General features: G+C 71.5%; 23 protein-coding genes. 13 read left to right on the top strand and 10 right to left on the bottom strand.

Annotated features, from left to right (window positions below; genetic code table 11):
• Positions 1 to 11 precede the first annotated feature (11 nt).
• Entirely contained in the window at positions 12 to 1,919 is a 1,908-nt protein-coding gene (locus tag RIF65_RS07910; RefSeq protein ID WP_309066743.1) for a M3 family metallopeptidase, read from the bottom strand.
• 149 nt (positions 1,920 to 2,068) lie between these two features.
• Complete coding sequence (locus tag RIF65_RS07915; protein WP_309066742.1) at positions 2,069 to 2,656, bottom strand: NUDIX hydrolase family protein; 588 nt, start codon at positions 2,654 to 2,656, stop codon at positions 2,069 to 2,071.
• Positions 2,657 to 2,700: 44 nt separating this feature from the next.
• On the opposite strand from RIF65_RS07915, the gene RIF65_RS07920 reads away from it, so the two are divergent.
• From RIF65_RS07920 to RIF65_RS07950, 7 genes are all read left to right on the top strand, one after another.
• Positions 2,701 to 3,351: an alpha/beta hydrolase gene (locus RIF65_RS07920; RefSeq protein WP_309066741.1), complete on the top strand. Its 651-nt coding sequence runs from the start codon at positions 2,701 to 2,703 to the stop codon at positions 3,349 to 3,351.
• A 252-nt stretch (positions 3,352 to 3,603) separates the two neighbouring features.
• Positions 3,604 to 5,262, top strand: a complete 1,659-nt coding sequence (locus RIF65_RS07925) for an ABC-F family ATP-binding cassette domain-containing protein (protein WP_309066740.1) — start codon at positions 3,604 to 3,606, stop codon at positions 5,260 to 5,262.
• Positions 5,263 to 5,339: 77 nt separating this feature from the next.
• Positions 5,340 to 5,942, top strand: a complete 603-nt coding sequence (locus RIF65_RS07930) for a hypothetical protein (RefSeq protein WP_309066739.1) — start codon at positions 5,340 to 5,342, stop codon at positions 5,940 to 5,942.
• Positions 5,943 to 6,120: 178 nt separating this feature from the next.
• Positions 6,121 to 10,797, top strand: a complete 4,677-nt coding sequence (locus RIF65_RS07935) for an ATP-dependent helicase (protein WP_309066738.1) — start codon at positions 6,121 to 6,123, stop codon at positions 10,795 to 10,797.
• A 17-nt stretch (positions 10,798 to 10,814) separates the two neighbouring features.
• Positions 10,815 to 11,585, top strand: coding sequence for an EI24 domain-containing protein (locus RIF65_RS07940; protein ID WP_309066737.1), 771 nt, complete (start codon positions 10,815 to 10,817; stop codon positions 11,583 to 11,585).
• A complete protein-coding gene (locus RIF65_RS07945) occupies positions 11,585 to 12,358 on the top strand; it encodes a DNA-formamidopyrimidine glycosylase family protein (protein ID WP_309066736.1) in 774 nt (257 codons plus the stop codon). The genes RIF65_RS07940 and RIF65_RS07945 overlap by 1 nt, the downstream gene beginning before the upstream one ends.
• A gap of 79 nt (positions 12,359 to 12,437) precedes the next feature.
• Complete coding sequence (locus tag RIF65_RS07950; protein WP_309066735.1) at positions 12,438 to 12,845, top strand: transferase; 408 nt, start codon at positions 12,438 to 12,440, stop codon at positions 12,843 to 12,845.
• A 93-nt stretch (positions 12,846 to 12,938) separates the two neighbouring features.
• On the opposite strand, the gene RIF65_RS07955 is transcribed toward RIF65_RS07950, so the two are convergent.
• Entirely contained in the window at positions 12,939 to 13,379 is a 441-nt protein-coding gene (locus RIF65_RS07955) for a hypothetical protein (protein WP_309066734.1), read from the bottom strand.
• 88 nt (positions 13,380 to 13,467) lie between these two features.
• On the opposite strand from RIF65_RS07955, the gene RIF65_RS07960 reads away from it, so the two are divergent.
• On the top strand, positions 13,468 to 14,208 hold the full coding sequence (locus tag RIF65_RS07960) for a helix-turn-helix transcriptional regulator (protein ID WP_309066733.1): 741 nt from the start codon (positions 13,468 to 13,470) through the stop codon (positions 14,206 to 14,208).
• 4 nt (positions 14,209 to 14,212) lie between these two features.
• Entirely contained in the window at positions 14,213 to 15,022 is an 810-nt protein-coding gene (locus tag RIF65_RS07965; RefSeq protein ID WP_309066732.1) for a LysR family substrate-binding domain-containing protein, read from the top strand.
• Positions 15,023 to 15,064: 42 nt separating this feature from the next.
• Here RIF65_RS07965 and RIF65_RS07970 read toward each other — a convergent pair whose 3' ends face one another.
• A complete protein-coding gene (locus tag RIF65_RS07970) occupies positions 15,065 to 17,593 on the bottom strand; it encodes an ATP-dependent Clp protease ATP-binding subunit (RefSeq protein WP_309066731.1) in 2,529 nt (842 codons plus the stop codon).
• Between the two features lie 85 nt (positions 17,594 to 17,678).
• Here RIF65_RS07970 and RIF65_RS07975 point away from each other — a divergent pair, with 85 nt between their 5' ends.
• On the top strand, positions 17,679 to 18,395 hold the full coding sequence (locus tag RIF65_RS07975; protein ID WP_309066730.1) for a glutamine amidotransferase-related protein: 717 nt from the start codon (positions 17,679 to 17,681) through the stop codon (positions 18,393 to 18,395).
• Between the two features lie 20 nt (positions 18,396 to 18,415).
• On the opposite strand, the gene RIF65_RS07980 is transcribed toward RIF65_RS07975, so the two are convergent.
• On the bottom strand, positions 18,416 to 18,874 hold the full coding sequence (locus RIF65_RS07980; RefSeq protein ID WP_309066729.1) for a glutaminase: 459 nt from the start codon (positions 18,872 to 18,874) through the stop codon (positions 18,416 to 18,418).
• A gap of 74 nt (positions 18,875 to 18,948) precedes the next feature.
• On the opposite strand from RIF65_RS07980, the gene purU reads away from it, so the two are divergent.
• Positions 18,949 to 19,800, top strand: a complete 852-nt coding sequence (gene purU, locus RIF65_RS07985) for a formyltetrahydrofolate deformylase (protein ID WP_309066728.1) — start codon at positions 18,949 to 18,951, stop codon at positions 19,798 to 19,800.
• 27 nt (positions 19,801 to 19,827) lie between these two features.
• Here the strand turns inward: purU and RIF65_RS07990 are convergent, their stop codons facing one another.
• The 3 genes from RIF65_RS07990 to RIF65_RS08000 all read right to left on the bottom strand — a co-directional run bounded on the left by RIF65_RS07990 (position 19,828) and on the right by RIF65_RS08000 (position 22,176).
• Entirely contained in the window at positions 19,828 to 20,868 is a 1,041-nt protein-coding gene (locus tag RIF65_RS07990; RefSeq protein ID WP_309066727.1) for an NAD(P)H-dependent flavin oxidoreductase, read from the bottom strand.
• Positions 20,869 to 20,983: 115 nt separating this feature from the next.
• Positions 20,984 to 21,295, bottom strand: coding sequence for a hypothetical protein (locus tag RIF65_RS07995; RefSeq protein WP_309066726.1), 312 nt, complete (start codon positions 21,293 to 21,295; stop codon positions 20,984 to 20,986).
• Complete coding sequence (locus RIF65_RS08000) at positions 21,292 to 22,176, bottom strand: SDR family oxidoreductase (protein ID WP_309066725.1); 885 nt, start codon at positions 22,174 to 22,176, stop codon at positions 21,292 to 21,294. Before RIF65_RS08000 ends, RIF65_RS07995 begins: the two co-directional genes overlap by 4 nt.
• Before the next feature lie 241 nt (positions 22,177 to 22,417).
• Here RIF65_RS08000 and RIF65_RS08005 point away from each other — a divergent pair, with 241 nt between their 5' ends.
• Positions 22,418 to 22,708: a hypothetical protein gene (locus RIF65_RS08005; RefSeq protein WP_309066724.1), complete on the top strand. Its 291-nt coding sequence runs from the start codon at positions 22,418 to 22,420 to the stop codon at positions 22,706 to 22,708.
• Positions 22,705 to 22,953: a hypothetical protein gene (locus RIF65_RS08010; protein WP_309066723.1), complete on the top strand. Its 249-nt coding sequence runs from the start codon at positions 22,705 to 22,707 to the stop codon at positions 22,951 to 22,953. The genes RIF65_RS08005 and RIF65_RS08010 overlap by 4 nt, the downstream gene beginning before the upstream one ends.
• Here the strand turns inward: RIF65_RS08010 and RIF65_RS08015 are convergent.
• Together RIF65_RS08015 and RIF65_RS08020 are read right to left on the bottom strand one after the other, a co-directional pair.
• Complete coding sequence (locus RIF65_RS08015) at positions 22,902 to 24,563, bottom strand: alpha-amylase family protein (RefSeq protein ID WP_309066722.1); 1,662 nt, start codon at positions 24,561 to 24,563, stop codon at positions 22,902 to 22,904. The two genes, RIF65_RS08010 and RIF65_RS08015, sit on opposite strands and share 52 nt — an antisense overlap.
• Positions 24,560 to 25,519, bottom strand: coding sequence for a TIGR03885 family FMN-dependent LLM class oxidoreductase (locus RIF65_RS08020; protein ID WP_309066721.1), 960 nt, complete (start codon positions 25,517 to 25,519; stop codon positions 24,560 to 24,562). The genes RIF65_RS08015 and RIF65_RS08020 overlap by 4 nt, the downstream gene beginning before the upstream one ends.
• Between the last annotated feature and the right edge of the window lie 13 nt (positions 25,520 to 25,532).

The following is a 25,532-nucleotide window of genomic DNA, read 5'->3' on the forward strand; positions in this document are numbered from 1 at the left end:
ATGTCGAGGTGTCAGTGCGCCCCGAGCCACTCCCGGTAGGCATCGACCGCGAACGGGCGTCCGAGGAACGACTCCACGAGATCGGCGGCGTCGCGGCTGCCCCCTGGTTCGAGGATCTGGCGTCGGTAGCGGGTGGCGGATGCCGGATCCATGAGCCCCCGGAAGCCGGTCAGCAGGTCGCGCGCGATCACGAGGCTCCACTGGTACGTGTAATAGCACGAGCCGTACTCGGTCAGGTGCCCGAACGCCGCGTAGGTGTGCGCGCCGTCGAGCCGCGCGACCGGCGTCGACACGGCGTACCAGTGCTCGGTCGCCGCGGCCAGGTCGGCGGGACGGTCCATGTGCAGCTGGTAGGAGACGCGCGCGTGCCCGAGCTGTGTGCGCACCAGCAGCGCGCGCCCGAACGCGTCGGCCTCGCGCATCCGCTCGACGAGGTCGGCCGGAATCGGCTTTCCCGCCTCGTCGCGGGCGAACGTGGCGAGCACACCGGCGTCCCACACCCATTCCTCGAGCATCTGGCTGGGTGTCTCACTGAAGTCCCACTCCGTCGCGATGCCGGAGAAATCCACCCACTCCTGATCGCCGCCGAGGATATCGTGCACGAGGTGGCCGAACTCGTGGAAGAACGTCTGCACCTGCCGATGCTCCATCAGTCCGCGCGGGAAGTTGCACACCAGGGCCGCTTCGGGCAGCACCCGCCCGCGCACACCGGGCGCGAGCGGGAAGCTTGCCGCGTGGTTGAACTTGCCCTCCCGCGGATGCAGGTCGAGATGGACCCGTCCGATCCGGGTGCCGGCGCGGACGACGTCGAAGCTGCGCACATCGTCATGCCAGGCGGGATCCGACGACGGCACGTACGCGATATCGAACAGCCTGCCAGTGATGTCGAGCAGCCCGGTCAGCACCCGTTCGAAGTGCAGGTACCGACGCACCTCCTGCGCGTCGACGGCGAAACGCTCGTCGTGCAACCGTTCCAGCAGGTAGTGCTGATCGGCCGTCGTCACCGATTCAGCGTCCGGCTCGTCTTCACGCAGCCGCTCCAGCAGCAGCACGTACTCGACCTCCGACGCCTGACGCGACGCCTCGTCCACCTCGTCGAGGAAGGACGCGATGCAGGCGGCCGACCCGACCATCAGGGTCTCGGTCTGGTAGTCCGGCCAGCTTGCGTACCCGAGCAGCTGGGCACGCTGTCGCCGCACCTCAAGCAGTTCGGAGAGCACCTCGTCGTTCGCCGGCCACGCCAGGTCGGCGTGTGCGCGGCGCATCACGATGCGGGCGGCGCGGTCGCGGGCGTAGGTCATCACCGTGATGACATCGATCGCGTCGGTCGAGAGTGCCACCAGCCCGTCGTCGCCGATCGGATGCTGCGCGATGAAGTCCTCGGGGAGTCCGGCCAGAGACTCCCGGGCGACCCGGATCTCGCGGCGCCCCTCGCGGATGTTCCGCGCGAACGCGAGGCAGAGTTCGCTGTCGCGCGCGGCCAGGTCGCGGGCTCGTCGCCGGGTGGCCTCATCGCGGTCCGCCGCGCCCCGGCGGAATTCGCGCAGGATGCGTTCGCGCAAGCGTGCGGCATCCGCGTCCAACCCGTCCGGGTCGGCCGCTGTGAAGACGGCCGCGATTTCGGCATCCGCCAACAGAGCGGCGGCGGCGTCCTTGGCGGCTGCGACCGCCTTCTCGGCCGCGGCGCGCACACCGGGATCGGGATGCACTTCGCACAGCACGTCGGCCTCGTCGCGGGCGCGGCGCAGCTCGATCTGCAGGTCGTTCCACAGTGAAAGGATCTGCAGGGTCGTGCGCGTGGCGCCGTCTGTGAGCTGTACGGCGAGCGCGGCGGCTCGCTCCAGACGCTCGGAGACCCGGGTGTTCACGAAATCGAGCCAGTCGGCGGGGGCGGTGGGGAAGGCGATCGGGTCGGTCACCCGCCCGAGCCTAGGCGACTGCGGTGTCGACACCCCGACTTACCGCCGACACCCCGCGTTTCACGCGTTCGCAACCCGGGGTTTCCGCGCGTAGGCGGGGTGTCAGCGCTCATGCCGGGGTGTCAGGGCGCCGGGAGCCGTCCCGCGATCTACCGGAGCAGGCCGAGGTGCGCGAGCGCCTGCCGAAGCAGTGTGCCGCGGCCGCCCTCCATCTCGGCGGAAACCGCGTCGGACCCCGCCTCCTCGGGAGAGAACCAGGTGACCTCGAGCGCATCCTGCCGCGGTTCGCACGTGCCGGTGACCGGGACGATGAACGCGAGCGACACCGCATGCTGACGGTCGTCGTGGTAGGCACTCACGCCGGGGATCGGGAAGTACTCGGCGACCGCGAACGGCACCGGCGCGGGCGGCAGCAGCGGGAACGCCATCGGGCCGAGGTCGTTCTCGACGTGACGGAACAGGGCGTCGCGGATCGTCTCGCCATAGCGCACGCGGCCCGACACGACCGTGCGAGTCATCTCCCCGAGCGGCGTCGAGCGCAGCAGCGCACCCACCGCGGTGACCTGACCCGATCCGTCGGTGCGCACCGGGATCGCCTCGACGTACAGCATCGGCAACCGGCGCCGCGCCTCCTCGAGCTCGATGTCGCTCAGCCACGCCGGGTTCGACTGGCTGGCGGGCACGTCGTCGAAGCCGAAGTCGCCGTCCGGGTCGGGGTCGGGGGTGCGCACGGTCATGGGTCCTTTCTATCAGCGTCCCCGGTCGCTGGCAGGATGAAGGAGTGAGCCTCTCGATCGATCCCGCCGCGACCCTGTGGTCGGACGGCCCGCGCGAAGGCAGGCCGCTGCTCGTGCTGCTGCACGGCTACGGCGCCGACGAGCGCGACCTGTTCGGCCTGGTGCCCTACCTGCCCGACGGCATCGCCGTGGCTGCGCTCGCCGCGCCGCTGACGCCGCCGTGGCCGATGCCCGGCCGCTCCTGGTACCCGATCGATGATCTGCAGTCGCGCAGTGCGGCGGCGATCACGACGGCGGCCGAATCCGTGCTGGCGTGGCTCGACGAGGAGGCCGGCGGTGCGGCATCCGTCGCCCTGCTCGGGTTCTCGCAGGGAGCCGCTGTCTCGCTGCAGGCGCTCCGGCTCGACCCGTCGCGCTTCGGCGCGGTGGTCGCGCTGAGCGGGTACGTCGCGCCGGGCGATCTGCCGAACGACCCCCTGCTGCGGGAGACGAGGCCACGGGTGTTCTGGGGCCGCGGCACGCACGACGACGTCATCCCGCCGCACCTGATCGACCACACCGCGCAGTGGCTGCCGGATCACTCCGAGCTGTCCGGTCGCGTCTATCAGGGCCTCACGCACAGCATCTCCGAGCAGGAGCTCACCGACGTGCGCACCTTCGTCTCGCAGTGGAAGGATGCCGCGACGGCATCCTGACCGCGCTCGGCGCGGGGAAGGGACGGTGCGCCGAAGTCTGCGTCCGGCTCTTGTGGGAGCCTCGGCGACCAGGGTAGAGTCTTCGGGTCCTGTCCGCCGTGTCTGGAAGTCCATTGATCTGAATCGTCGCCTCCGCGTCCTGTCCACGCGCTGATCCGACGATCCTTCCTGCCACCGGCATCCGGTCTTTCCACGCTCCGTCGCGTGACGTGACCCGTCGGCATCCGCGCACCCGCACATCGGGAGTCGCTCATGTCATCACTCACCACCACGTCATCGGTCGTGCTCGACCGTGTCACCTTCGCCTGGGCCGACGGCACCGTCGCCCTCGATTCCGTCTCCGGCGCATTCGGCGCGGGCCGCACCGACCTCGTCGGACGCAACGGCGCCGGGAAATCCACCCTGCTGCGGTTGATCGCCGGTGAACTCGAACCGACCGCCGGTCACGTCACGACGAACGGCGACGTCGCCCACCTGCCGCAGCGACTGACGCTCGAGACGGATCGCCGGGTCGCCGACCTGCTCGGCGTCGCGGGCGCGCTCGACGCGGTGCGCGCCATCGCGTCCGGCGACGTCGACCCGTCGCATTTCGATGCGGTGGGCGACGACTGGGACATCGAGGCGCGCGCTGAGGCCGCGCTCGGCGAAGCCGGGCTGGAGCCGTCGTTCCTCGACCGCACCGTCGGCGAGCTGTCGGGCGGTGAGGCCGTGCTGGTCGCGATCGCCGGCATCCGTCTGCGGCGCGCTCCGATCACGCTGCTCGACGAGCCGACGAACAACCTCGACCGCGCCGCCCGCGCGCGGCTGTACGACATGGTGCGTGACTGGCGGGGAACGCTCGTCGTCGTCAGCCACGACTTGACGCTGCTCGAGCTGATGGACGACACCGCCGAGCTGTACGGCAGCGAGTTGAGCGTGTTCGGCGGGCCGTACTCGGAGTGGCGCGCGTGGCTGGACGCGGAGCAGGAGGCCGCCCGGCAGGCCGAACGCGACGCCGCGCAGGTGTTCAAGAAGGAGAAGCGGCAGCGGATCGAGGCCGAGACGAAGCTCGCTCACCGCGCCCGTACTGCACGGAAGGCGGAGGTCGAGAAGCGTGTGCCGAAGATCGTCGCGCACGGCCGGAAGATGGCCGCCGAGGTCTCCGCCGGGCGATTGCGCGTCGAGGTCGGCGCGAAGGAGGAATCCGCGCGCGCTGCGTTGGATGCCGCAGGCCGGCGGATCCGAGACGACGACTCGATGAAGATCGAGCTGCCGGACCCGGGGATCTCACGCGCGCGGCGCATCGCCACGATCGGCGACGGCTCTCGGTCGTGGACGGTGCAGGGTCCGGAGCGGGTCGCGCTGATCGGCCGGAACGGGGTCGGCAAGACCACGTTGCTGCGGCGGCTCGTGGGCGACGGTGTTCACAACTCAGGAGATTCTGCCGATTCCGGGCCGGATGAGGCGCTTCCAGCGCATCTGCCGCCGATTCTCCTGAGTTGTGAACGGCACACCGACCGGATCGGCTACCTGCCGCAGCGCATGGACGGCCTGGACGAGGCGGCTTCGGTCATCGAGAACATCGCGGCGGCCGCACCGCAGGTGCCGGAGAAGGAGCTGCGCAACCGGCTGGCCCGGTTCCTGATCCGCGGCGCGGCCATGGACCGTCCGGTGGGGACGCTGTCGGGCGGGGAGCGGTTCCGGGTCGCGCTAGCGAAGCTTCTGCTCGCCGACCCGGCACCGCATCTGGTCGTGCTCGACGAGCCGACGAACAACCTCGACATCGACACCGTGGACCGGCTGGTCGAGGCGCTGCGCGCCTACCGCGGTGCGGTGCTCGTCGTCAGTCACGACGACGTGTTCCTGTCACGGCTCGGGCTTGACCTCACGCTCGAGCTCGACGCCGACGGAGGGCTGAGCGAGGTCGACTGAGCGGACGAGGCATCGAGACCCTGCTGTGGTCAACGTTCCGCAGCAGGGTCTCGTCACGCTGGGCAGATAATGAAGCCATGGCAAGCAGTCCGATGGAGTTCCCGCTGAGTCCGCAGGAGGTGGGAGCGCTCAAGGCACGGCTTGCCGCCGACGCGCGTGACGAAGGCGCCCGGCGTGAACTCGTGGCCTGGTACCGGCGTACACAGCATCTCGATCAGGCTGGGCGCTATGCGATCGCCGTCGATGGGTTCGCCACCGAGCCGGAGCTCCGCGCGTATGGCGCGCTGCTGCGGGGACTTCGTGCAGACGATCGCAGAATGGCGGTTCTGAGCCGCCTGCCCGACGATGCCGACAGCCTGATGCAGGCTCGGAAGTCATTGGACGACGTCCTGGTGCCGGCGCGGGACGATTTCATCGACGCGGTCGCCCCTGTCATCTGGAGCATCTTCACGCTCGCGGTGCTGGCAGCCCTCGTCTGGACCTTCGTCGCAGCACTCCTGAACGGTGACGGAGCTCATTTCTGGGCGCGCGTACTCAGCGTCGTATGTCTCGGGATCCTCGCGCTCGCCTGTGGCATCTCCAGCGTCGACTGCGCACGCGACAGGTCGCGCGTGGCCGCCGTGGTCTTCGGCCTCCTGGCTGCTGCAGCAGTCGCTTCGGCTCTCCTCCTTCTGCGCTGACACACACCCGCCGCATCCGCCGCCGCCCAGCGGAGTCTTCGTGCCCGGCTGGCGACGACGTCTTCCTGTCGCGGCGATCTCGATCCGACCTCGAGCTGGACGCCGAGGAACTCGGCGTCGTCCATCCCGACACGCAATCCCGAGAGCCGATGTCGGAGGCAGGCCGCATGATGGGGGGATGAGCGATGTGCTCGAACGGTTCACCCCCGCGACCCAGGACTGGTTCCGCGGGGCGTTCGACGCGCCCACCCCTGCGCAAGCGGGGGCGTGGGATGCCATCTCCGCCGGGCGCAACGCGCTGGTCGTCGCCCCCACCGGATCTGGCAAGACGCTGTCGGCCTTCCTGTGGGCGATCGACAGCGTGTTCCGCGAGCGCACCGCGCGGCAGTCCGGAGCCGCCTCAACACCCGACGACCTGCCACGGACCCGCATCCTGTACATCTCTCCGCTCAAGGCGCTCGGCGTCGACGTCGAGCGGAATCTCCGCTCCCCCCTCGTCGGTATCGGACAGTCCGCCCGCCGGCTGGGGCTCCCCGTCCCAGAGGTGACCGTCGGGGTGCGCTCGGGCGACACCACCTCGAGCGATCGGCGCAAGCTGGTCGCCGACCCGCCCGACATCCTCATCACCACCCCGGAATCGCTCTACCTGATGCTCACCAGCCGCGCGGGGGAGACGCTCCGCGGGGTGCACACGGTGATCATCGACGAGGTGCACGCGGTCGCGGCGACCAAGCGAGGCGCACATCTCGCGGTCAGCCTGGAGCGCCTCGACGCGCTCCGCACCGCGCGCGGCGCCCCCTCGCCGGCCCAGCGCATCGGCCTGTCCGCCACCGTCCGACCGATCGACGAGGTCGCGCGCTTCCTGGGCGGCTCGGCGCCCGTCGACATCGTGGCCCCTCGTGCGGTGAAGACGTTCGAGCTCGGCGTGGTCGTGCCGATCGAGGACATGCGCAATCCTCCCCCGCCGCCGGGTGCCCCCACCGCGTCCGGCGAGAGCGACGCGGAGTACACAGAGGTGACCGGATCCGTCTGGCCCCACGTCGAAGAGGCGATCGTCGACAAGGTACTCGAGAACCGCTCGACGATCGTGTTCGCGAACTCCCGGCGACTGGCCGAACGGCTCACCGGGCGTCTGAACGAGATCTACTCCGAGCGCATCGGCGCCGCCGTTCCCGCCGCGGCCCCGCCGCAGGGAGCGACGAACCAGATGCCCGCGGCGATGATGGCGCAGGCCGGGGCCACGGCGGGCGCCGAACCCGTGCTCGCGAAAGCCCACCACGGCTCGGTGTCGAAAGAGCAACGTGCGATCGTCGAGGAGGAGCTGAAGGCCGGCGTGCTGAAGTGCGTCGTCGCCACGAGCAGCCTCGAGCTCGGCATCGACATGGGAGCGGTCGACCTGGTCATCCAGGTGGAGGCGCCCCCGTCGGCGGCATCCGGCCTGCAGCGGGTGGGGCGCGCGGGCCACCAGGTGGGCGAGATCAGCCGGGCCGCGCTGTTCCCCAAGCACCGCGGCGACGTGCTGCACACCGCGATCGTCACCGAGCGGATGCTGGCGGGGCAGATCGAGGCGATCGCGGTCCCTCGCAACCCGCTCGACATCCTCGCCCAGCAGACCGTCGCCGCGTGCGCCCTCGAACCCCTCTCGGTCGAGGACTGGTACGAGACCGTGCGACGCAGCGCACCGTTCCAGTCGCTGCCGCGCTCCGCCTACGAAGCGACCCTCGACCTGCTCGCCGGCAAGTACCCCTCCGACGAGTTCGCCGAGCTGCGGCCGCGGGTGGTGTGGGATCGGGATGCCGGCACGCTGACCGGCCGCCCCGGAGCGCAGCGCATCGCCGTGACCAGCGGGGGGACGATCCCCGACCGCGGCCTGTTCGGGGTGTTCGTCGCCGGCGAGTCCTCCGGTGCCAGGGTCGGCGAGCTGGACGAGGAGATGGTCTACGAATCCCGCGTCGGCGACGTGTTCACCCTCGGCACGACCAGCTGGCGGATCGCGGAGATCACCCACGACCGCGTCAATGTCATCCCGGCGTACGGCCAACCGGGCAAGGTGCCGTTCTGGCACGGCGACGGCATCGGCCGGCCGTTCGAGCTCGGTGAGGCGCTGGGACGCTTCTCCCGCGAAGTGTCGACCGCCGCCCCGGAGAAGGCGCAGCAGCGTCTCATCGACGCCGGCCTCGACGAGCGCGCCCGCGACAACCTGCTGGGCTACCTCGCCGAGCAGCGGGAGGCGACCGGCACCCTCCCCACCGACCGCACGCTCACCGTGGAACGCGGCCGAGACGAGGTCGGCGACTGGCGGGTCATCCTGCATTCCCCTTACGGCATGAAAGTGCACGCCCCGTGGGCGTTGGCGATCAATGCGCGCGTGCGCGAGCGCCTGGGAGTCGAGGGGTCCGCTGTCGCCAGCGACGACGGCATCATCGTGCGCATTCCGGACGCCGACGCCGAACCGCCCGGTGCCGAGCTGTTCGTGTTCGACCCCGACGAGTTGGAACAGATCGTCACCGCCGAGGTGGGTGGCTCGGCCCTGTTCGCGTCGCGGTTCCGCGAGTGCGCCGCCCGCGCGCTGCTCATGCCGCGCACCAACCCGAACCGCCGCACCCCGCTCTGGCAGCAGCGTCAGCGTTCCGCGCAGCTGCTGGAGGTCGCGCGGCGGCACCCGACCTTCCCGGTGATCCTGGAGACCCTCCGGGAGGTGCTGCAGGACGTGTACGACCTGCCGTCGCTGCGGCGGCTGGTGACGGATGTCGCCGAGCGTCGTATCCGGCTGGTGGAGACCGAACCGGCGCAGCCGTCCCCGTACGCCCGCGATCTGCTGTTCGGATACGTCGGCGCGTTCATGTACGAGGGCGACTCCCCTCTCGCCGAACGCAGGGCCGCCGCCCTCGCGGTCGACCCGGCGCTGCTGGGCGAGCTGCTCGGCACCGTCGAGATGCGCGAGCTGCTCGACCCCGACGTCATCGCGCAGTTCGAACGCGAGGCGCAGCGCCTCGACCCGCAGCGCCGCGCGCGCGGCATCGAGGGGGTCGCCGACCTGCTGCGCCTGCTCGGCCCACTGGACGCGGACGAGGTGCACGCGCGCCTCGAACCCGCCGATGCTGCCGAGACCGCCGACCGCGCCGGCCCCGAGCCCGACCCCGCGTCCGCCCCCGAGTCCGCCGCCGGCGAGGCGTCAGCGCTCCTCGCCGCCCTTGTCGACGCCCGTCGTGCGATTCCGGTCACGATCGCCGGGCACGCCCGCTTCGCCGCGATCGAGGATGCCGGACGCCTCCGCGACGCCCTGGGGGTGGCGCTGCCCACCGGCGTGCCCGTCGCCTTCCTCGACCCGGTCGCCGACCCGCTGGGCGACCTGGTCTCGCGGTACGCCCGCACGCACGGGCCGTTCACCACGGATGCCGTCGCGACGCGGTTCGGCATCGGCGCGGCGGTCGCGCGGCACACCCTGCAGCGGCTGGAGTCCGCCGGCCGCCTGACCAGCGGTTTCTTCCTGCCGGCGGATGCCACGGACGGCAGCGGCGAGAAGGAGTGGTGCGACACGGAGGTGCTGCGCCGGCTGCGGATGCGCTCGCTCGCCGCGATCCGCGGCAGTGTTGAGCCGGTCTCGCCCCAGGCGTATGCACGGTTCCTGCCGGACTGGCAACACCTCACCCGCCCTGTCGAAGGCATCGACGGGGTGCTCAGCGTGATCGAGCATTTCGCCGGCGTCCCGATTCCGGCCAGCGCGTGGGAGTCGCTGGTCCTGCCCGGCCGGGTGCGGGACTATGTCCCCGCCATGCTCGACGAGCTCACCGCTGCCGGCGAAGTCGTCTGGGCGGGGCACGGCACCCTTCCCGGGCGGGACGGCTGGGTGTCGCTCCACCCCGTCGACCTCGCCCCGTTCACCCTGCCGATCCCCGACGAGCCGCCCGCCCCCGGCTCTCCGGAGGAGCGGGTGCTCGACGCGCTGCGTCTCAGCGGCGCGCAGTTCACCACCGCGCTGCGCGCCATGATCGACGCGGAGAACGAGCAGTCGGTGCTCGATGCGCTGTGGAACCTCGTCTGGCAGGGGCACGTCACCAACGACACGTTCGCGCCCGTCCGCGCGCTGACCGGTGGAGGGTCGCAGGCGCACAAGACCACCCGCCGGGCGCCGCGCACCCGCACCTACCGCGGCGTGTCCCTGGCCCGGCCGCAGGCTCGCCCGAGCGGTGTGGGCGGGCGCTGGTCCGCGCTGCCGGACACCGATCCGGACGTCGCACGTCGGGCCACCGTCACCGCCGGCCTGCTGCTCGACCGCTACGGCGTCGTCACCCGTGGCTCCGTGCAGGCCGAGGGTGTCCCGGGCGGCTTCGCTCAGGCATACCGCGTGCTGGCCGGGTTCGAGGAGGCCGGGCACTGCCGGCGCGGCTACGTGATCGAGAAGCTGGGCGCCGCGCAGTTCGCCGCGTCCACCACCGTCGACCGTCTGCGCACGTTCGCCGGCCTCGCGGATCCGCCGCCCCGCAACGCCATCACCCTCGCGGCGACCGACCCCGCCAACCCGTACGGCGCCGCACTGCCCTGGCCGCGTCTGGACGCGGTGTCGCACCGCCCCGGCCGGAAAGCCGGCGGACTCGTGGTCCTCGTCGACGGCGCGCTGGTCCTGTATCTCGAGCGGGGCGGCCGCACGGTGCTGGCCTTCGACGACGATCCCGAGACGCTGCGCGCAGCGGCATCCGATCTCGTCACGACGGCCAGGGCGCGCCGGCTCGACACCCTCACCGTCGAGAAGATCAACGGCGAGGGCGTGTACGGCACCCCCTTCGCACTCGCCCTGCAGGATGCCGGTTTCGTGGCCACGCCGCGCGGCTACACCCTCCGCAGGGCGATGTGAGCCGGTCGCCTACGCTGATGAGCATGATCCGTGAGTTCGCCGCCGGGTTCGGGACACTGCTGCGCGGTTTCGGGATGTGGCGCACGCACCCGCGGCTGCTCGCCCTCGGTCTCGTGCCCGCCCTGATCGCCGTGGTGCTGCTGGTCGGTGCGCTGATCCCCCTCGCCCTCTCCCTGGGCACCATCACGGACTGGATCACGCCGTTCGCCGATTCGTGGGGGTCGCCGTGGCGCGAGCTGCTGCGCGCGGGTCTGGGCATCGTCATCGTCATCGCCGCCCTCGCCCTCGCCGCCGCCGTCTTCACCGCGCTCACGCTCACCATCGGCGACCCGTTCTACCAGCGCATCTTCCAGGGCATCGACCGCTCACTCGGCGGCACAGACACCGACGTCGAGAGCGGGTTCTGGTCGACCCTCGGCGAGGGACTGCGCCTGGTGATGCTGGGCGTGCTCGTCGCACTGCTCACGCTGCTGCTCGGTTTCATCCCACTCGTCGGCGGGGTGCTCGCGGCCGTCACCGGCGTGGTGCTGTCGGGCCGACTCCTCGCCCGTGAGCTCACCGGTCGCGCCTTCGACGCGCGGGGGCTGGACTCCGCGGCGCGCTCGGCGCTGCTCGCCTCCGGCCGGGCGCGCGTCATCGGTTTCGGCGTCGCCACGCAGCTGTGCTTCCTCGTGCCGCTGGGGGCCATCGTGACGATGCCGGCCGCGGTCGCCGGGGCGACGCTGCTCGCCCGCGAGCTGACGGATCGCGCCGCCCTGCGCGCCCGGCCGCCGGCCGGAGCCCGCTGATGCCCGAGGGCGACACCGTCTACCGCACCGCGCACCGTCTCGACGACGCGTTGCACGGGCGCACCGTCACCCGCTTCGACATCCGCGTCCCCCGCGCCGCGACCGTCGATCTCACCGGCCAGACCGTGCAGCACGTCGTGCCGCGCGGCAAGCATCTGCTGATGCGCATCGGCGAGTTCACGCTGCATTCCCATCTGCGCATGGAAGGCGCGTGGCTGCTGTACCGCGCCGGCGAGAAGTGGCGGCATCCGGCGTTCAAAGTGCGCGCCATCGTCGGCACCGCCCAGCAGGACGCGGTCGGCATCGACCTGGCCGAGGTGAAGGTCGTCGCGACCCGCGACGAGCAGCAACTCGTCGGCCATCTCGGCCCGGACCCGCTGTCCGAGACCTGGGACGCGGCCGACGCCGCCGCCCGGATCCGCGCCGACGGCCGCAGCATCCACGTCGCCCTCCTCGACCAGCGCAACGTCGCAGGCTTCGGCAACGAATACGCCGCCGAGCTGCTGTTCCTCCGCGGCGTCCTGCCGGAGACACCGGCCGCCGATGTCGACGTGGACGCGCTGCTCGACCTCGGCGCCCGCACCATCGTTGCCAACCGCAACCGCGTGGTGCGCACCTTCACCGGCGACAGCCGCCGGGGTCGCAGCACCTGGGTGTACGGGCGGGCGGGCCGTCCCTGCCGGCGGTGCAGCACCCTGATCCAGCGGGGTGCCCTCGGCGCCGATCCCACCCATGAGCGCGTCACCTTCTGGTGCCCGAACTGCCAGCGCTGACACCATCCCCGACGCGGAATGAAATCCGCGGTCCCGTGGTTGTTGATATATCCGGACGACCCCGGATACGGGAGGAATCGTGGGAAAGAACTACATCGATATCGAGGACGACCAGGGCTCCACGTTGCGCTACCGCAAGCACGTGAACGGCCGTGGCCTCGTCGCGCATGGCGCGAAGGTGCACCCGAAGGCACTCATCGAGGCCGGCGCCTATATCGAGCCCGGAGCACGCGTAGGCGCCGGCGCGCGAGTCGCCCGCGGCGCCTGGGTGGAACCGGATGCCGTGATCGGCGAGAACGCGCAGATCGACGCGCACGCACACATCGGCCCCGGGGCCGCCGTCGGTGACGGCGCGCACATCGGGGTCCGCACCGAAGTCGGCGCCGGCGCACGCATCGCGCGCGGCGCCCGCATCGGCGACGACGAGACCGTCCGCCCCGGCATGCGGATCGCGACCGACCAGAAGGGTCTCTGGCTGGCCGCCTGAGATCCGGCATCCGCTCGCGACGGCTGCAGAGCGAAGGGCCGCACAGCTCCTGTGCGGCCCTTCTCGTGTCGGCTTCCCCGGGAGGGACGCGCGTCACCGTCGGCGGAGCAGTCCGTACCCCTGACCGGCGGCGAGGCTTGCCAGCGCGAGGGCGGCGACGAGCAGCCCGAAGTCGCGCAGCGCGATGTCGAGGTAGCCGCCCACGCTCACCAGGCTGACGATGATCCCAGCCAGCCACGCGGCGACGACGTAGCCGCCGAGCCGCGGAAGGAAGGCGACCAGGATGCCGGCGACGATCTCCACAGCGCCGACGATGTACATCGCGGTGCGCGCATCGCCGGCGATGATCCCGTCCATCCACGACGCGAGGTACCGCTCCCAGTCCGAGGTGAGGATACGGACGAACTTGTCCAGACCGAACAGAATCGGCGCGACCGTGAACAGCGTACGCAGCATGACGAACGCCTGCCGGTTGCCGTCGTGCGACGTGCGGACGTCGCTGTTCCCCGCACGCGTGCGTGTCTGAGTGCTCATCGTTGAGCCCCCTTTCTAAATGAAGATAAGATCTACGTTAGAAGCGGGATGCTTCTAAAAACAAGATCATCTCCTGATAGAGGTCGCCATGGACGTCTCCTCGGATGCCGCGAGCATCGGAACGCTGGCAGATGACACGCGCCGAGCGCTCTACGAGCACGTGTGTGCGCAGGCTGAGCCCGTGGGGCGGGAGGCGGTCGCCTCGGCACTGGACATTCCCGTTCACATGGCCCGGTTCCACCTGGACAAGCTCGTCGACGCAGGCCTGCTCGAAACCGAGTTCCGCCGACTGAGCGGCAGGTCGGGCCCCGGCGCGGGCCGTCCGTCGAAGCTGTACCGGCGGGCCGCGCAGACGATCACGGTCTCGCTTCCGGAACGACGCTACGACCTGGTGGGGCACCTCCTGGCCGCCGCGATCGAGCGGTCGGGCGACGGGCTGCCCCTCGATGCGGCGCTCGACGAGGTGGCGCGCGACGAGGGTCGGCGCGCGGGCGCCGCCCTGCCCCGCGACGACGAGGACGAGCTCGAGCGAGCCGCCCGGGCGCTGCGGATGCAGGGGTACGAGCCGCGCAGCGCCGACGACGCGCTGATCCTCGCGAACTGTCCGTTCGACAGCCTTGCCCGCGACCACACCGCGCTGGTCTGCTCTGCGAACCACTCGTACGTGGACGGCGTCCTCGACGGACTCGGCTGCGCTCACCTGCGGGCTCGCCTCGAACCCGCGGACGGGCTGTGCTGCGTCGCGGTGCGGGAGGCCGCCCGCGCGGCAGGCGCCGGCGGGACGGATGCCGGCGGCGAGGGCGCCGGCGGCGAACGGCCGGTACCCTGATCGGATGAGCAGTCAGCGCCGCACCCCGCAGGGCGGCAAGCCGCACCGCGGCGGCCGTCCCACGACTGCCAAGGGCGGTGCGGGCAAGGTCGGCGGGAGCAAGCCGGGCGCGGGCAAGGGATCCCGCGCCGCGAAGCCGGCGAAGCGGATGCCGGATGCCGTCGCGCCGGAGGACCTCACGCCGCGCACCTTCCGTCTCGGCATCATCCCTGGCGCGACTCCCGGCCGCTGGATCGACGCGTGGAAACAGCGGATGCCGCACGTCGAGATCGAGCTGGTCCCGATCTCTGCGCAGGAGCAGGTGCACGCGCTGCGCGAACTGGATGCCGCGATCGTGCGGCTTCCGGTGGAGCGAAGTGGCCCTTCGAGCAGCGAGGCTCCGGTGGGGCCCGAGCCGCTGACGGACGAGTTCCACGTGATCCGGCTCTACGACGAGACGCCGGTGGTGGTGACATCCGCCGACTCCCACCTCATGGCCGCCGACGAGCTGACCGCAGCCGACCTCGACGGCGAGGTGCTCATCACCCCGCTCGACGACGTGCTGGGGCCGCTGGGACCGTCCACCACTCCCCCGAACTTCGCGCCGCTCGCGACGACCGCGGACGCCGTCGCGACGGTCGCGTCGGGCGTCGGCATCCTGGTCGTGCCGATGTCGCTCGCCCGCGCACACCACCGCAAGGATGCCGATCACCGGCCGCTCGTGGACGGACCGCTCTCGCCCGTGGCGCTGGCGTGGCGGCGCGACCGGACGACGCCCGACGTCGACACGTTCGTGGGCATCGTCCGGGGTCGCACCGCCAACTCTTCGCGCTGATCCTGGCGGCGCCGCGTTTCGTCTCGTCGCTGCGTTCCCCGCTCAACGACCGGCGAGCATCGCCGCCTCCACGCGGAGGCCGGCCTCTCCGGCATCCACCCGCACGGCACCGCCGTCGGTGAGCTCGCCCGAGACGAACAGGTCCGCGATGCGGTCGTCGACGTGGCGCTGGATGAGCCGGCGCAGCGGCCGGGCGCCGTACTCCGGCTCGTAGCCGTGCTCGGCGAGCCATGCCACCGCGGCATCCGTCACCTCGAGGGCGACCGAGCGCTCGGCGAGGCGGCGCGCCGTGGCGTCCAGCATCAGCCGGACGATGCGTGCCAACTCGTCGCGGCCCAGCTTCTGGAACAGCACGATCTCGTCGATGCGGTTCAGGAACTCCGGACGCATGGCCTCGCGCAGCTTACCCATCACGCGGGCGCGCAGGTCCTCCGGGGAGGAGAAGCCCGAGGCGTCGCGCGACGCCACGAACCCGAGCGCCCCCGACCGCGAGGCGAGGAACTCCGAGCCGATGTTCGAGGTCATCACGATGACCGTGTTGCGGAAGTCGACCGTGCGGCCCTGACCGTCGGTGAGGCGCCCGTCATCGAGCACCTGCAGCAGCAGGTTGAACACGTCGGGGTGCGCCTTCTCGATCTCGTCGAACAGCACGATCGAGTACGGGTTGCGCCGCACGCGCTCGGTGAGCTGGCCCGCCTCGTCGTAGCCGACGTATCCCGGAGGGGCGCCGACCAGACGCGACACGGTGTGCCGCTCGCCGAACTCGCTCATGTCGAAGCGGATCACCGCGGTCTCGTCATCGAAGAGGCGGTCGGCGAGCGCCTTGGCCAGCTCGGTCTTGCCGACACCGGTGGGGCCGAGGAACAGGAACGACCCGACCGGGCGGCGGGCGTCGCCCATGCCGGTCCGGCTGCGGCGAACGGCGCGGGCGACGGCCGTCACGGCGTCGTCCTGGCCGATCACGCGGCGGTGCAGCTCCTGCTCGAGGTCGGCGAGACGCTCGCGCTCCCCCTCGGTGAGGCGGCTGGCCGGGATTCCCGTCGCACGCGAGATCACCTCGGCGATCTCCGCTTCGTCCACCACGGCCTCCTGAACGGATGCCGGCGGCTGGGCGCCGTCGAGGCGGGCCTGCACGGCACCGATCTCGTCGCGCAGACGCGAGGCCTCCTCGTAGTGCTCGGCGCGCACGGCGGCGTTCTTCTCGGCCTCCAGTTCGGCGAGACGCGCCATGAGGGCCTCGGTGTCCTGAGCGGAGCCGAGGCGCAGCCGCAGTCGGGCGCCGGCCTGGTCGATGAGGTCGATCGCCTTGTCGGGCAGCACACGGTCGGGCAGGTAGCGCGCGCTCAGGCGCACGGCGGCCTGCAGCGCGGCATCCGTGTAGCGCACGCCGTGGTGCGCCTCGTAGGCGGGCTTCAGCCCCTCGAGGATGAGCACCGCGTCCTCGACGGACGGCTCGGCGACCTTCACGGGTTGGAAGCGGCGCTCCAGCGCCGGGTCCTTCTCGATCCGGCGGTACTCGTTCAGCGTGGTGGCGCCCACCATGTGCAGTTCACCGCGTGCGAGGCGCGGCTTGAGGATGTTGCCCGCGTCCATGCCGCCGTCGCCGGCGCCACCTGCGCCCACCACGGTGTGCACCTCGTCGAGGAACACGATCAGCTCGCCCTTGTGCGCGGCGATCTCGTCCATGGTCTTGGTGAGCCGCTCCTCGAAGTCGCCGCGGTAGCGCGCACCCGCGAGCATGGCGGCGAGGTCGAGCGCGACGACGCGGTGGCCGCGCAGCGACTCCGGCACGTCGCCGGCGACGATCGCCTGGGCAAGGCCCTCGACGATCGCCGTCTTGCCGACGCCCGCCTCGCCGATCAGCACCGGGTTGTTCTTGGTGCGGCGGCTGAGGATCTCGACGGTCTGTTCGATTTCGCCGGCCCTCCCGATGACGGGGTCGAGCTCACCGGCCCGGGCACGGGCGGTGAGGTCCAGACCGTACTTGTCGAGCATCGGCGTCTCGGATGCCGGTTGCTCGTCGTCGTCGCGTGCCGGCGCCCCGGCCGGCACCTGCTCGCGGATGCCCTGGGTCAGCGCCTCGGCGGTGACGCCGGCGCGTGCCAGGATCTGGCCGGCCGGAACGTCCTGGCCGAGCACCAGGGCGAAGAACAGGTGCTCCGGCTCGATGTACGTCGCACCCGACGACCGTGCCACCTGGTAGGCGTGGAACAGCGCCCGGCTGGCGCTGGGCGTGATCGTCGCGGCCCCCACAGCTGCGGGTTCGCCGGGCATCGGCAGGCGCGACTCGACGGCGTCGATGATCGCACTCGGCGCGACGCCGATGTGCTCGATCGCCTGCGCGACGGCCTCGTCCTCGACGATCATGCGCAGCACGTGCAGGGCGTCCAGTTCGGTCTGGCCGCGCTCGAGCGCGAACCGGCCGGCGCGCTGCAGAATCTGCTGGGTGCGCGCGGTGAGGAACCGGCTGAGGTCGATGGAGCGCGCCTGACGGGCCTGCTCGCCCGCGAGATACCGGGCGAGGAACTCATCGAACGAGCTCGCGCCGGGGTGGCTGAAGTCGTTGGGCACTGTGTCCTCCTGGAAAGTTGAGCGTGCTTCGCTCAAGTTTAACGCGAACGAGTCCCAGGTATTCCCGCGTCGATAGACTCGCCGGGTGGTCTCGCTCCTGTACGTGTGCGTGCGGCCGGAGGCCGGTGCCGCCGACGCCGAGCACCGCTCGTTCCGCCGCGCACTCGGCGTCCCCTCGGTCGATCGGATAGACCTCATCCGGCATCCGCTCGACGGCCCGCTGGCCGGGCGCTACGAGGGCGTCGTCGTCGGCGGATCCCCGTTCAACGTCGTCGCCGAGGAACGCGACGCGGTGCAGCACCGCGTGGAGGACGACTTGGAGGCCATCGCCCGCGAGGCGATCGACGGCGGCCTGGCGGCGTTCTTCACCTGCTACGGCATCGGCGTGGTGACCCGGATGCTGGGAGGCGTCGTCGGCACGGCGACACCGGAGTCCACGCGTCCCACCACGGTGCGGATCACGGATGCCGCCGCCGGCGACCCCGTCTTCGGCCCGAGCGCACCGTCGATGACGGTGCTGACCGCGCACAAGGAGGGCTCGACCGAACCGCCGCCCGGCGGCGTGCTGCTGGCCACCAACGACGACTGCCCGGTGCAGGCGTACCGCGTGGGCACCCGGCTGTACGCCACGCAGTTCCATCCCGAGGTCACCCCGCAGGACTTCGTCGACCGGATGGCGTACTACCGGACGACCGGGTACTTCGACCCGCGACAGTACGATCTCACCGCGCAGCGCGTGCTCGCGGCATCCGTCTCCGGCACCGACCTGCTGCGGCGTTTCGCCGAGCGGCTCGCGAGCTGACGACCTCGCGAGGTGAGCGGCTACCCGCCGAGCAACGCGATCCGTTCGTCGAGATAGTCGGCGAGGGGCACGTGCGCGCCCCCGGGCGACCATCGCACGTGCGGCACGCCTTCGATCAGCGCGAGCGGCCCTGATTCTTTCCCGGCGTCCACCACGGCGGCGTCCAATGGTGTCCAGCCGACATGCACCACCTCACCCTCGGCGAACCCGCCGCGCCGCGCCTGCGCGCGCCGCTCGGCCCGCTGCCGGGCGGACTCGGCCGGGTAGCCGCGCCGCACCGGCTCGGCGGCGCGGAGCACCTCGCCGGTCGCCAGCACGCCGTCGTCGGTGAGCAGCAGCACGCCGAGATGCCAGGCCGTGCCGGCGCGGACGATCCGCGTCCCCCGCCACCGCGACGAGCGCTCCACGCCCAGCCCTTCGCGCGGAGCGCCGGCCAGGCGGCCACGTGCGTCGTCGAGCAGGGCGGCGGTGGTGGTCATCCCCTCAGAGTAACGATTCGCCCCGCATCGCCCGGAAGGGCAGAATCGTTGCACACCCCCTCGCGAGGAGCACCATGTCCCAACCCGATACCGCACGCCTTCTGATCGCCTGCGACGACCAGCCGGGTATCGTCGCCGCCGTCGCCGGAGCGCTCGCGGAGCACGGCGCCAACATCATCTCGCTCGACCAGCACTCCACCGACTCCGAGGGCGGCCGGTTCTTCCAGCGCACGGTGATCCACCTCGAGGGGCTCGCCGCGCGGCGCCCCGAGCTGGAGGCCGCGATCGCGAAGGTGGCGGGTCGGTTCGACATGGACTGGTCGCTGCATGACGCGTCGCGCCGCAAGCGCGTCGCGATCTTCGTGTCGAAGTACGACCACTGCCTGATGGAGCTGCTGTGGCGCACCCAGCGCGGCCAGCTGGACATCGACATCACCATGGTGCTCTCCAACCATCCCGACCTCGCGGAGTCGGTGCGGTCGTTCGGGGTGCCGTTCGTGCACATTCCCTCGACCGACAAGGCCGAGATGGAGCGCCGCCAGCTGGAGCTGCTGCAGGGCAACGTCGACCTCGTCGTGCTGGCGCGCTACATGCAGATCCTCACCGACGACTTCATCGAGCGCGTGGGCGCACCGGTGATCAACATCCACCACTCGTTCCTGCCCGCGTTCGTCGGCGCCAACCCGTACGCGCGGGCGAAGGAGCGTGGCGTGAAGCTGATCGGCGCGACCGCGCACTACGCCACCGCGGATCTGGACGAGGGTCCGATCATCGAGCAGGACGTCACCCGCGTCACGCATGCGGAGTCCGCCGCCGAGCTGCAGCGCCGCGGCGCCGACGTGGAGCGCCTGGTGCTCGCCCGTGCCGTGCAGTGGCACGCGGAGGACCGCGTGATCGTGCACGGCCGCTCCACCGTCATCCTCTAGCGCGCGCAGTCGGGCGCCGCGTCCCGCTCAGGTGGGAAGGCCGGCCTGGAGCTCGGAGAAGACGTCGGCGGCCGACTCGCCGCGCGCGAGCGGGGCGGACTGGCCCAGCCACAGCGACTGCAGATCGCCCATCCCGCGCTCCCCGGCGACGGCGCGGAAGCGCCCGGTGAGCCAGTTCTGCGCCGGGAACGGCGCGATCGCGCCGTCCTTTTCGATGCCGGCGACCGCGCGGTTGCGGGCACCGCGGGCGAGACGCCCGCTCATCGCGCGGGTGAGCACGGTCTCGTCGGCAGCGGTGGAGCGGATCGCGGCGCGGTGCGCGTCGTTGGCGGCCGACTCCCTCGTCACCAGGAAGGGCGTGCCCACCTGCACCCCTGACGCGCCCAGCGCGAAGGCGGCAGCCACCCCGCGCCGGTCGGCGATGCCGCCGGCGGCGATGACGGGCACCGACACGGCATCCACGACCTGGGGCAGCAGCGAGAACAGCCCGACCAGCGATTCGGATGCCGGGCGCAGGAACGACACGCGATGCCCCGCGGCCTCCGTGCCGGTGGCGACGACCGCATCCACGCCACCCCGCTCCAGGGCGACCGCCTCGGCGACCGTCGTGGCCGTGCCGATCACCCGGATGCCGCGGCGGTGCGCCTCCGCCACGACTTCGGGCGCCGGCACGCCGAACACGACGCTGAGCGCAGCGGGTGCGGCATCCCACACCGCCGCCAGTTGCTCGTCCAGCGGAGGCAGGTAGCGCTCGGGACGCGGCGGCGGCGTCAGCCCCACCTCGGCGAAGTACGGGGTGAGCGCCTGCGCATATCCGTCGTGCCGCTCGTCCGGTGCGACCTCGTCGCCGGTGGGCAGCCAGATGTTCAGGGCGAAGGGGGCGCTCGTCGCCCGCCGCAGCTCGGCCGCCGTCCGCCGGATCCGTTCACCGTCGTAGCCGTACAGGCCGTACGAACCGAGGCCTCCCGCCTCGCTCACCGCCGCGGTGAGGACGACGGACGAGAGTCCGCCGAAGGGTGCCAGGACGATCGGATGCCGGATGCCGAGGAGTTCGCGCAGATCGGTCATCCTTCGAGGCTACGCCCGCGGCGGTCGGGCTCCGGCGCGCATGTCGCCGGACACGACGAAGCGCCCGGGTAAGGGGGGAGGAACCCGGGCGCTTCGTCCAGACTGACCGGAGCGGTCAGAGCGGGGGCAGGTGGCGGATGCGCACCCGCGGCTGGGAGCGGTCGGATGCCGCAGCGACAGCGTCGTCGAGGGCGTCGAACAGCTCGGCGAAATCGTGGAACCGCGAGCGTCTGGGGCACGGCGTCCGCAGCCACAGCACGTCGAGGGATCCGGTGCTGTTGCGCTCCACATAGGCGATCAGGCAGTCCGCGTCGCCGTGCCGTCGCGCCGGATCGCAGATGCGCCAGCTGTCGCGGCCGAGCGACGTCAACTCCCAGTCCCCATGCGGAGCGGGCGATCTCGGAACGTCGGGAAGAACAGTACTCACAGTGCCTTACCTCCTGTCACAGCGATGACGCTGCCCGATGTGTACGACGATTCCTCGGCGGCCAGGTACACGTACGCCCCGGCCAGTTCGGCCGGCTGCCCCGCTCTGCCGAGCGGGGTGTCCGAGCCGAAGTTCGCGACCTTCTCGTCCCCCCACCCGGTGGCGGGGATGAGAGGGGTCCAGATCGGGCCGGGCGCGACGGCGTTGACCCGGATGCCGCGCTCTCCCGCCTCGGAGGCGAGTGCCTTCACGAAGGCGACCTGCGCGGCCTTGGTCATCGCGTAGTCGATCAGACCCGGCGAAGGTTGGAAGGCCTGGATGGATGCCGTCACGATGATGCTCGCCCCAGCGGGAAGGTCGGGGTAGGCGGCGCGTGCGGTGAACAGCGTGCCCATCAGGTTGGTCTCGAAGACGCGGCGCATCTCCTCGGTCTCGAGGTTCTCGAAGCCGCCGACATCATGCTGGTACGCGGCGTTGAGGACGAGGACGTCCAGTCCGCCGAGCGCGTCCCGGGCCTGACGGACCGCCTCGGTCGCGAAGGCCTCGTCGCGCAGGTCGCCGGCGATACCGAGGCCCTGCACACCCGCTTCGTGGATGAGCGAGACTGTGTCGTCCGCGTCCTCCTGCTCCTCCGGCATGTGCACGATGGCGACGTCTGCGCCCTCTCGCGCATACGCGATCGCGACGGCCCGGCCGATGCCGGAGTCGCCGCCGGTGATGAGCGCTTTGCGTCCGCGAAGCCGGCCGTGGCCGGTGTAGGTGTCCTCGCCGTGGTCCGGCGTCGGGGTCGTCTCCTCGGTGAGGCCCGGCTGGTCCTGCTGCTGGGGCGGGAACGGCTCCTCGCGATGTGCGTGCCGAGGGTCGGACGTGCTGTCACTCATCGTGGGCGCCTCCAGTGTTCTGCTGCATCTGCGGGGTGCCGGCCGGATGTCGCAGGCCGGTCAGTCAACCATGCCTGGCGAGCATCGGGGATCCCAGGGGGTTGACACCGGGCGCGGCTTCCCGCATACGCGCGCGCCGTCGCTCTCCGGCCGGTAGCCCCTGCCGTTCGGCCGTGTCAACCGTCTTGGCTCTCGGGGGTCGCCGCGCAGGATGGGAGGACCGCACGAGAGGAGTACCGGCATGTCCGATGCAGAGATGTCCGATTCGCAGCCGCTGTCCGACGGCGAGGTCCCCGAGGTCGACGCCACCGTGGTCGGCAAGGACGGCCTCCAGCCCGAGACCCAGGGTGACGAACCGCTCGACGCCGAGCTCGGCGACGAGGGCCAGGGCGATCTCGGCGAGGGCGACGGGCGGCAGCACTCCGGTGACGCGCCCGACGACCTGCGCACCGAGCCGCCGCAGGAGTCGCCGGTGACGCAGGAGACCCCGGCCACCCCGAACGAGACCAGGCAGGGGACGACGCACCCATGAGCGGCATCGGCGACCAGGGCATGATGCCCGAGCACGTGCAGCCCGCCACCCCCGACGACGACACCATGGAGCCGGAGGCGGTCGACAACACGGTGCGCGAGAAGCGGGCCGAGAAGCAGGGCGGGCGCGGCGACCAGGACGGCGCTCAACCGGCCGGTGGTGACCGGTCGGACATCAGCGGCGAGGACGGCGCTCAGCCGGGCACGGAGGACGGCGGGACGGACTTCAGCCAGCGGAACCCGTAACCGTCCAGGCGCAGTCGGCCCTCCTCGTCGGGCGCGGCGGCATCGGGTGCGGTGTTGCTCGAGGAGTCCAGCAGCACCGTGACGTCCCGCCCGGCGCCCCAGCCTGGCAGCGCGACCGTGACCGCCTCCGCCGAGAAGTTGTGCACGGCCAGGAACGCGACCTCGTCCGTGGCGCTCTCGTGCGCCAGGACGCGCGGGTCGCCCGCGTCGAGCACGCTCAGCCGCCCCCACGCGATCTCCGGCGTCGACCGGTAGCGCGACGTGAGCCCCGAGATGAAGGTCCACAGCGAGTCCGGGTCCCGGCTCTGGTCGTGCACGTTGATGTGCTCCGGCGCGTATCCTCCGGTCGCGACGGGTCGCTTCAGGCGTGACGCCGGCGCGGTCGAGAATCCTCCGTTGCGTCCGGCATCCCACTGCATCGGCCCCCGCACCGCCTCCCTGCGGAGGCTGGTGTCGAGCTCGCCCATACCGATCTCCTCGCCGTAGAACAGCGTCGGCGCGCCGGGCAACGAGAACAGCAGGCTGTACGCCAGACGCAGCCGGCGCGGGTCGCCGTCGAGCATGGGGGCGAGCCGCCTGATGATGCCGCGGCCGTACACCCGCTGGTCCTCCTCGGGGGCGAACGCGTCGAACACCTCCTGCTTCTCGTCATCCGCGAGCAGCTCCAGCGACAGCTCGTCGTGGTTGCGCAGGAACATCGCCCAGCCCTGGCTGACGTCCACCTCGGGCCGGGAGGCGAGCGCGCGGGCGAGCGGTTCCGCCTCGCCACGCGCGAAGCACAGGAAAGCGCTCTGCGCGGTGACGAAGTCGAACTGCAGGTCCAGCTCGGGAGCTGCAGTCCCGAAGTAGTCGAGCTGCTGGTCGTGGGGCAGGCCGACCTCGCCGAGCAGCATCGCCGAGCCCTCCCGGCGCCCGACGAACCTGTGCAGCTCCCGCAGGAAGGCGTGCGGGTCCTTCTCGTTCGGCGAGCCGGGCGCCGTGATCAGGAACGGGACCGCGTCGACCCGGAAGCCGTCGATGCCGAGCTTCAGCCAGAAGCCGATGATCCTGGCGATCTCGGCGCGCACCTCGGGGTTGCCGAGGTTGAGGTCGGGCTGGTGCCGGTAGAAGCTGTGCAGGTAGTACTGGCCGGTGCGCTCGTCCAGCTCCCAGGTGGATGCCTCCTCGCCGGGGAAGACGGTGGGCTGCTGCTTGCGGGGCGGATGGTCGCGCCATACGTAGTAGTCGCGATAGCGGGAGTTCTTCGAGCGGCGGGCGGCGATGAACCACGGATGCCGGTCGGAGGTGTGATTCACGACGAGGTCCATCACGACGCGGATGCCGCGGTCGTGCGCCACGCGGATGGTCTCGACCACGCGTCCGAGGTCTCCGAGGCGAGACGCCACGCCGTAGAAGTCGGTGATGTCGTAGCCGTCGTCGAGATCGGGGGTGGGCTGGAACGGCATCAGCCAGATGCAGGTGATGCCGAGTGCTGCCAGATCGTCCATTCGTCGGGCGAGGCCGGCGAAGTCGCCGGAGCCGTCCCCGTCGGAATCCTGGAACGTCTCCACGTCCAGGCAGTAGAAGACCGCGGTGCGCCACCACAGGTCGCTGGTGTCGGCGGGGTTCACAGTCGTCTCCGCAGCGCGGGGAGCAGCTCACTCCGGCAGCGGTCGAGGAAGCCGGCCTGGTCGGATCCCACGTGGTGCAGGTAGACACGGTCGAACCCCTCGGCGACGGCGGCGATCCGGTCGGCCATCTCCACGGCATCGGTGCCGATGATGACGCCGCCGCGGAGTTTCTGGTCGGTGGGGTCGGCGTGGCGTTCGAAGTCCTCTGGTTGCTCGAGGTCCCACATCAGCTCGGGCGGCGCGGTGGCCTGCGCCCACTGATCGCGCGCTTCGGCGAGCGCCTGCTCCTCGGTCTCAGCGAGGCACAGGTGGATCTGCAGCGCGGTCGGTCCCGTCCCGCCCGCCGCGCGGTACGCCTCGCGGGTGCCCCGGGTGCCCTCCGGATCGGCGCCGACGGTGATCAGCCCGTCCGCCCACGAGGCCGCGAGCGCCGCGGTGTGCGTGCTGATGCCGGCCGCCAGCAGCGGCGGGGGTGACGCGGGTCGGCTCCAGATCCGCGCCTCGTGCACGCGCACCAGCCCGTCGGCATCCACTCTCTCCCCGTCCAGCAGACGGCGGATGATGCCCGCGGTCTGGATCAGGCGCGCGTCGCGGGTCTCCTTGTCGGGCCACTCGTCACCGGTGACGTGCTCGTTGAGCGCCTCGCCGCTGCCCAGGGCGGCCCAGAACCGCCCGGGGAACATCTCCTCGACGGTGGCGAGCGCCTGCGCGGCCACGACGGGGTGGTAGCGCTGCCCCGGCGCGGTGACCAGCCCCATCGGCAGGGAGGTCGTGGCCAGCGCAGCCCCGATCCAGCTCCACGCGAAACCCGACTCACCTTGCGCCGTGAGCCACGGCGCAAGGTGGTCGGAGCACATCGCCGCGTCGAAGCCGATCCGCTCGGCGCGCTGAACGGCGCGGAGCAGGAGACCGGGCGAGTGCTGCTCGTGCGAGGCGTGGTATCCGATGACGGTCATCATCGCCTCCGGT

Origin of the sequence: Microbacterium sp. (genome assembly GCF_031180975.1) — a bacterium.
In the GTDB taxonomy this organism is placed as follows: domain Bacteria; phylum Actinomycetota; class Actinomycetes; order Actinomycetales; family Microbacteriaceae; genus Microbacterium.

What these genes read in the sequence shown, in the direction of transcription:
- RIF65_RS07915 (WP_309066742.1), bottom strand. Translation starts at nt 2,656, where the DNA reads ATGACCGTGCGCACCCCCGACCCCGACCCGGACGGCGACTTCGGCTTC.
- RIF65_RS07925 (WP_309066740.1), top strand. Translation starts at nt 3,604, where the DNA reads ATGTCATCACTCACCACCACGTCATCGGTCGTGCTCGACCGTGTCACC.
- RIF65_RS07930 (WP_309066739.1), top strand. Translation starts at nt 5,340, where the DNA reads ATGGCAAGCAGTCCGATGGAGTTCCCGCTGAGTCCGCAGGAGGTGGGA.
- RIF65_RS07935 (WP_309066738.1), top strand. Translation starts at nt 6,121, where the DNA reads ATGAGCGATGTGCTCGAACGGTTCACCCCCGCGACCCAGGACTGGTTC.
- RIF65_RS07940 (WP_309066737.1), top strand. Translation starts at nt 10,815, where the DNA reads ATGAGCATGATCCGTGAGTTCGCCGCCGGGTTCGGGACACTGCTGCGC.
- RIF65_RS07945 (WP_309066736.1), top strand. Translation starts at nt 11,585, where the DNA reads ATGCCCGAGGGCGACACCGTCTACCGCACCGCGCACCGTCTCGACGAC.
- RIF65_RS07955 (WP_309066734.1), bottom strand. Translation starts at nt 13,379, where the DNA reads ATGAGCACTCAGACACGCACGCGTGCGGGGAACAGCGACGTCCGCACG.
- RIF65_RS07960 (WP_309066733.1), top strand. Translation starts at nt 13,468, where the DNA reads ATGGACGTCTCCTCGGATGCCGCGAGCATCGGAACGCTGGCAGATGAC.
- RIF65_RS07965 (WP_309066732.1), top strand. Translation starts at nt 14,213, where the DNA reads ATGAGCAGTCAGCGCCGCACCCCGCAGGGCGGCAAGCCGCACCGCGGC.
- RIF65_RS07980 (WP_309066729.1), bottom strand. Translation starts at nt 18,874, where the DNA reads ATGACCACCACCGCCGCCCTGCTCGACGACGCACGTGGCCGCCTGGCC.
- purU (WP_309066728.1), top strand. Translation starts at nt 18,949, where the DNA reads ATGTCCCAACCCGATACCGCACGCCTTCTGATCGCCTGCGACGACCAG.
- RIF65_RS07990 (WP_309066727.1), bottom strand. Translation starts at nt 20,868, where the DNA reads ATGACCGATCTGCGCGAACTCCTCGGCATCCGGCATCCGATCGTCCTG.
- RIF65_RS08000 (WP_309066725.1), bottom strand. Translation starts at nt 22,176, where the DNA reads ATGAGTGACAGCACGTCCGACCCTCGGCACGCACATCGCGAGGAGCCG.
- RIF65_RS08005 (WP_309066724.1), top strand. Translation starts at nt 22,418, where the DNA reads ATGTCCGATGCAGAGATGTCCGATTCGCAGCCGCTGTCCGACGGCGAG.
- RIF65_RS08010 (WP_309066723.1), top strand. Translation starts at nt 22,705, where the DNA reads ATGAGCGGCATCGGCGACCAGGGCATGATGCCCGAGCACGTGCAGCCC.
- RIF65_RS08020 (WP_309066721.1), bottom strand. Translation starts at nt 25,519, where the DNA reads ATGACCGTCATCGGATACCACGCCTCGCACGAGCAGCACTCGCCCGGT.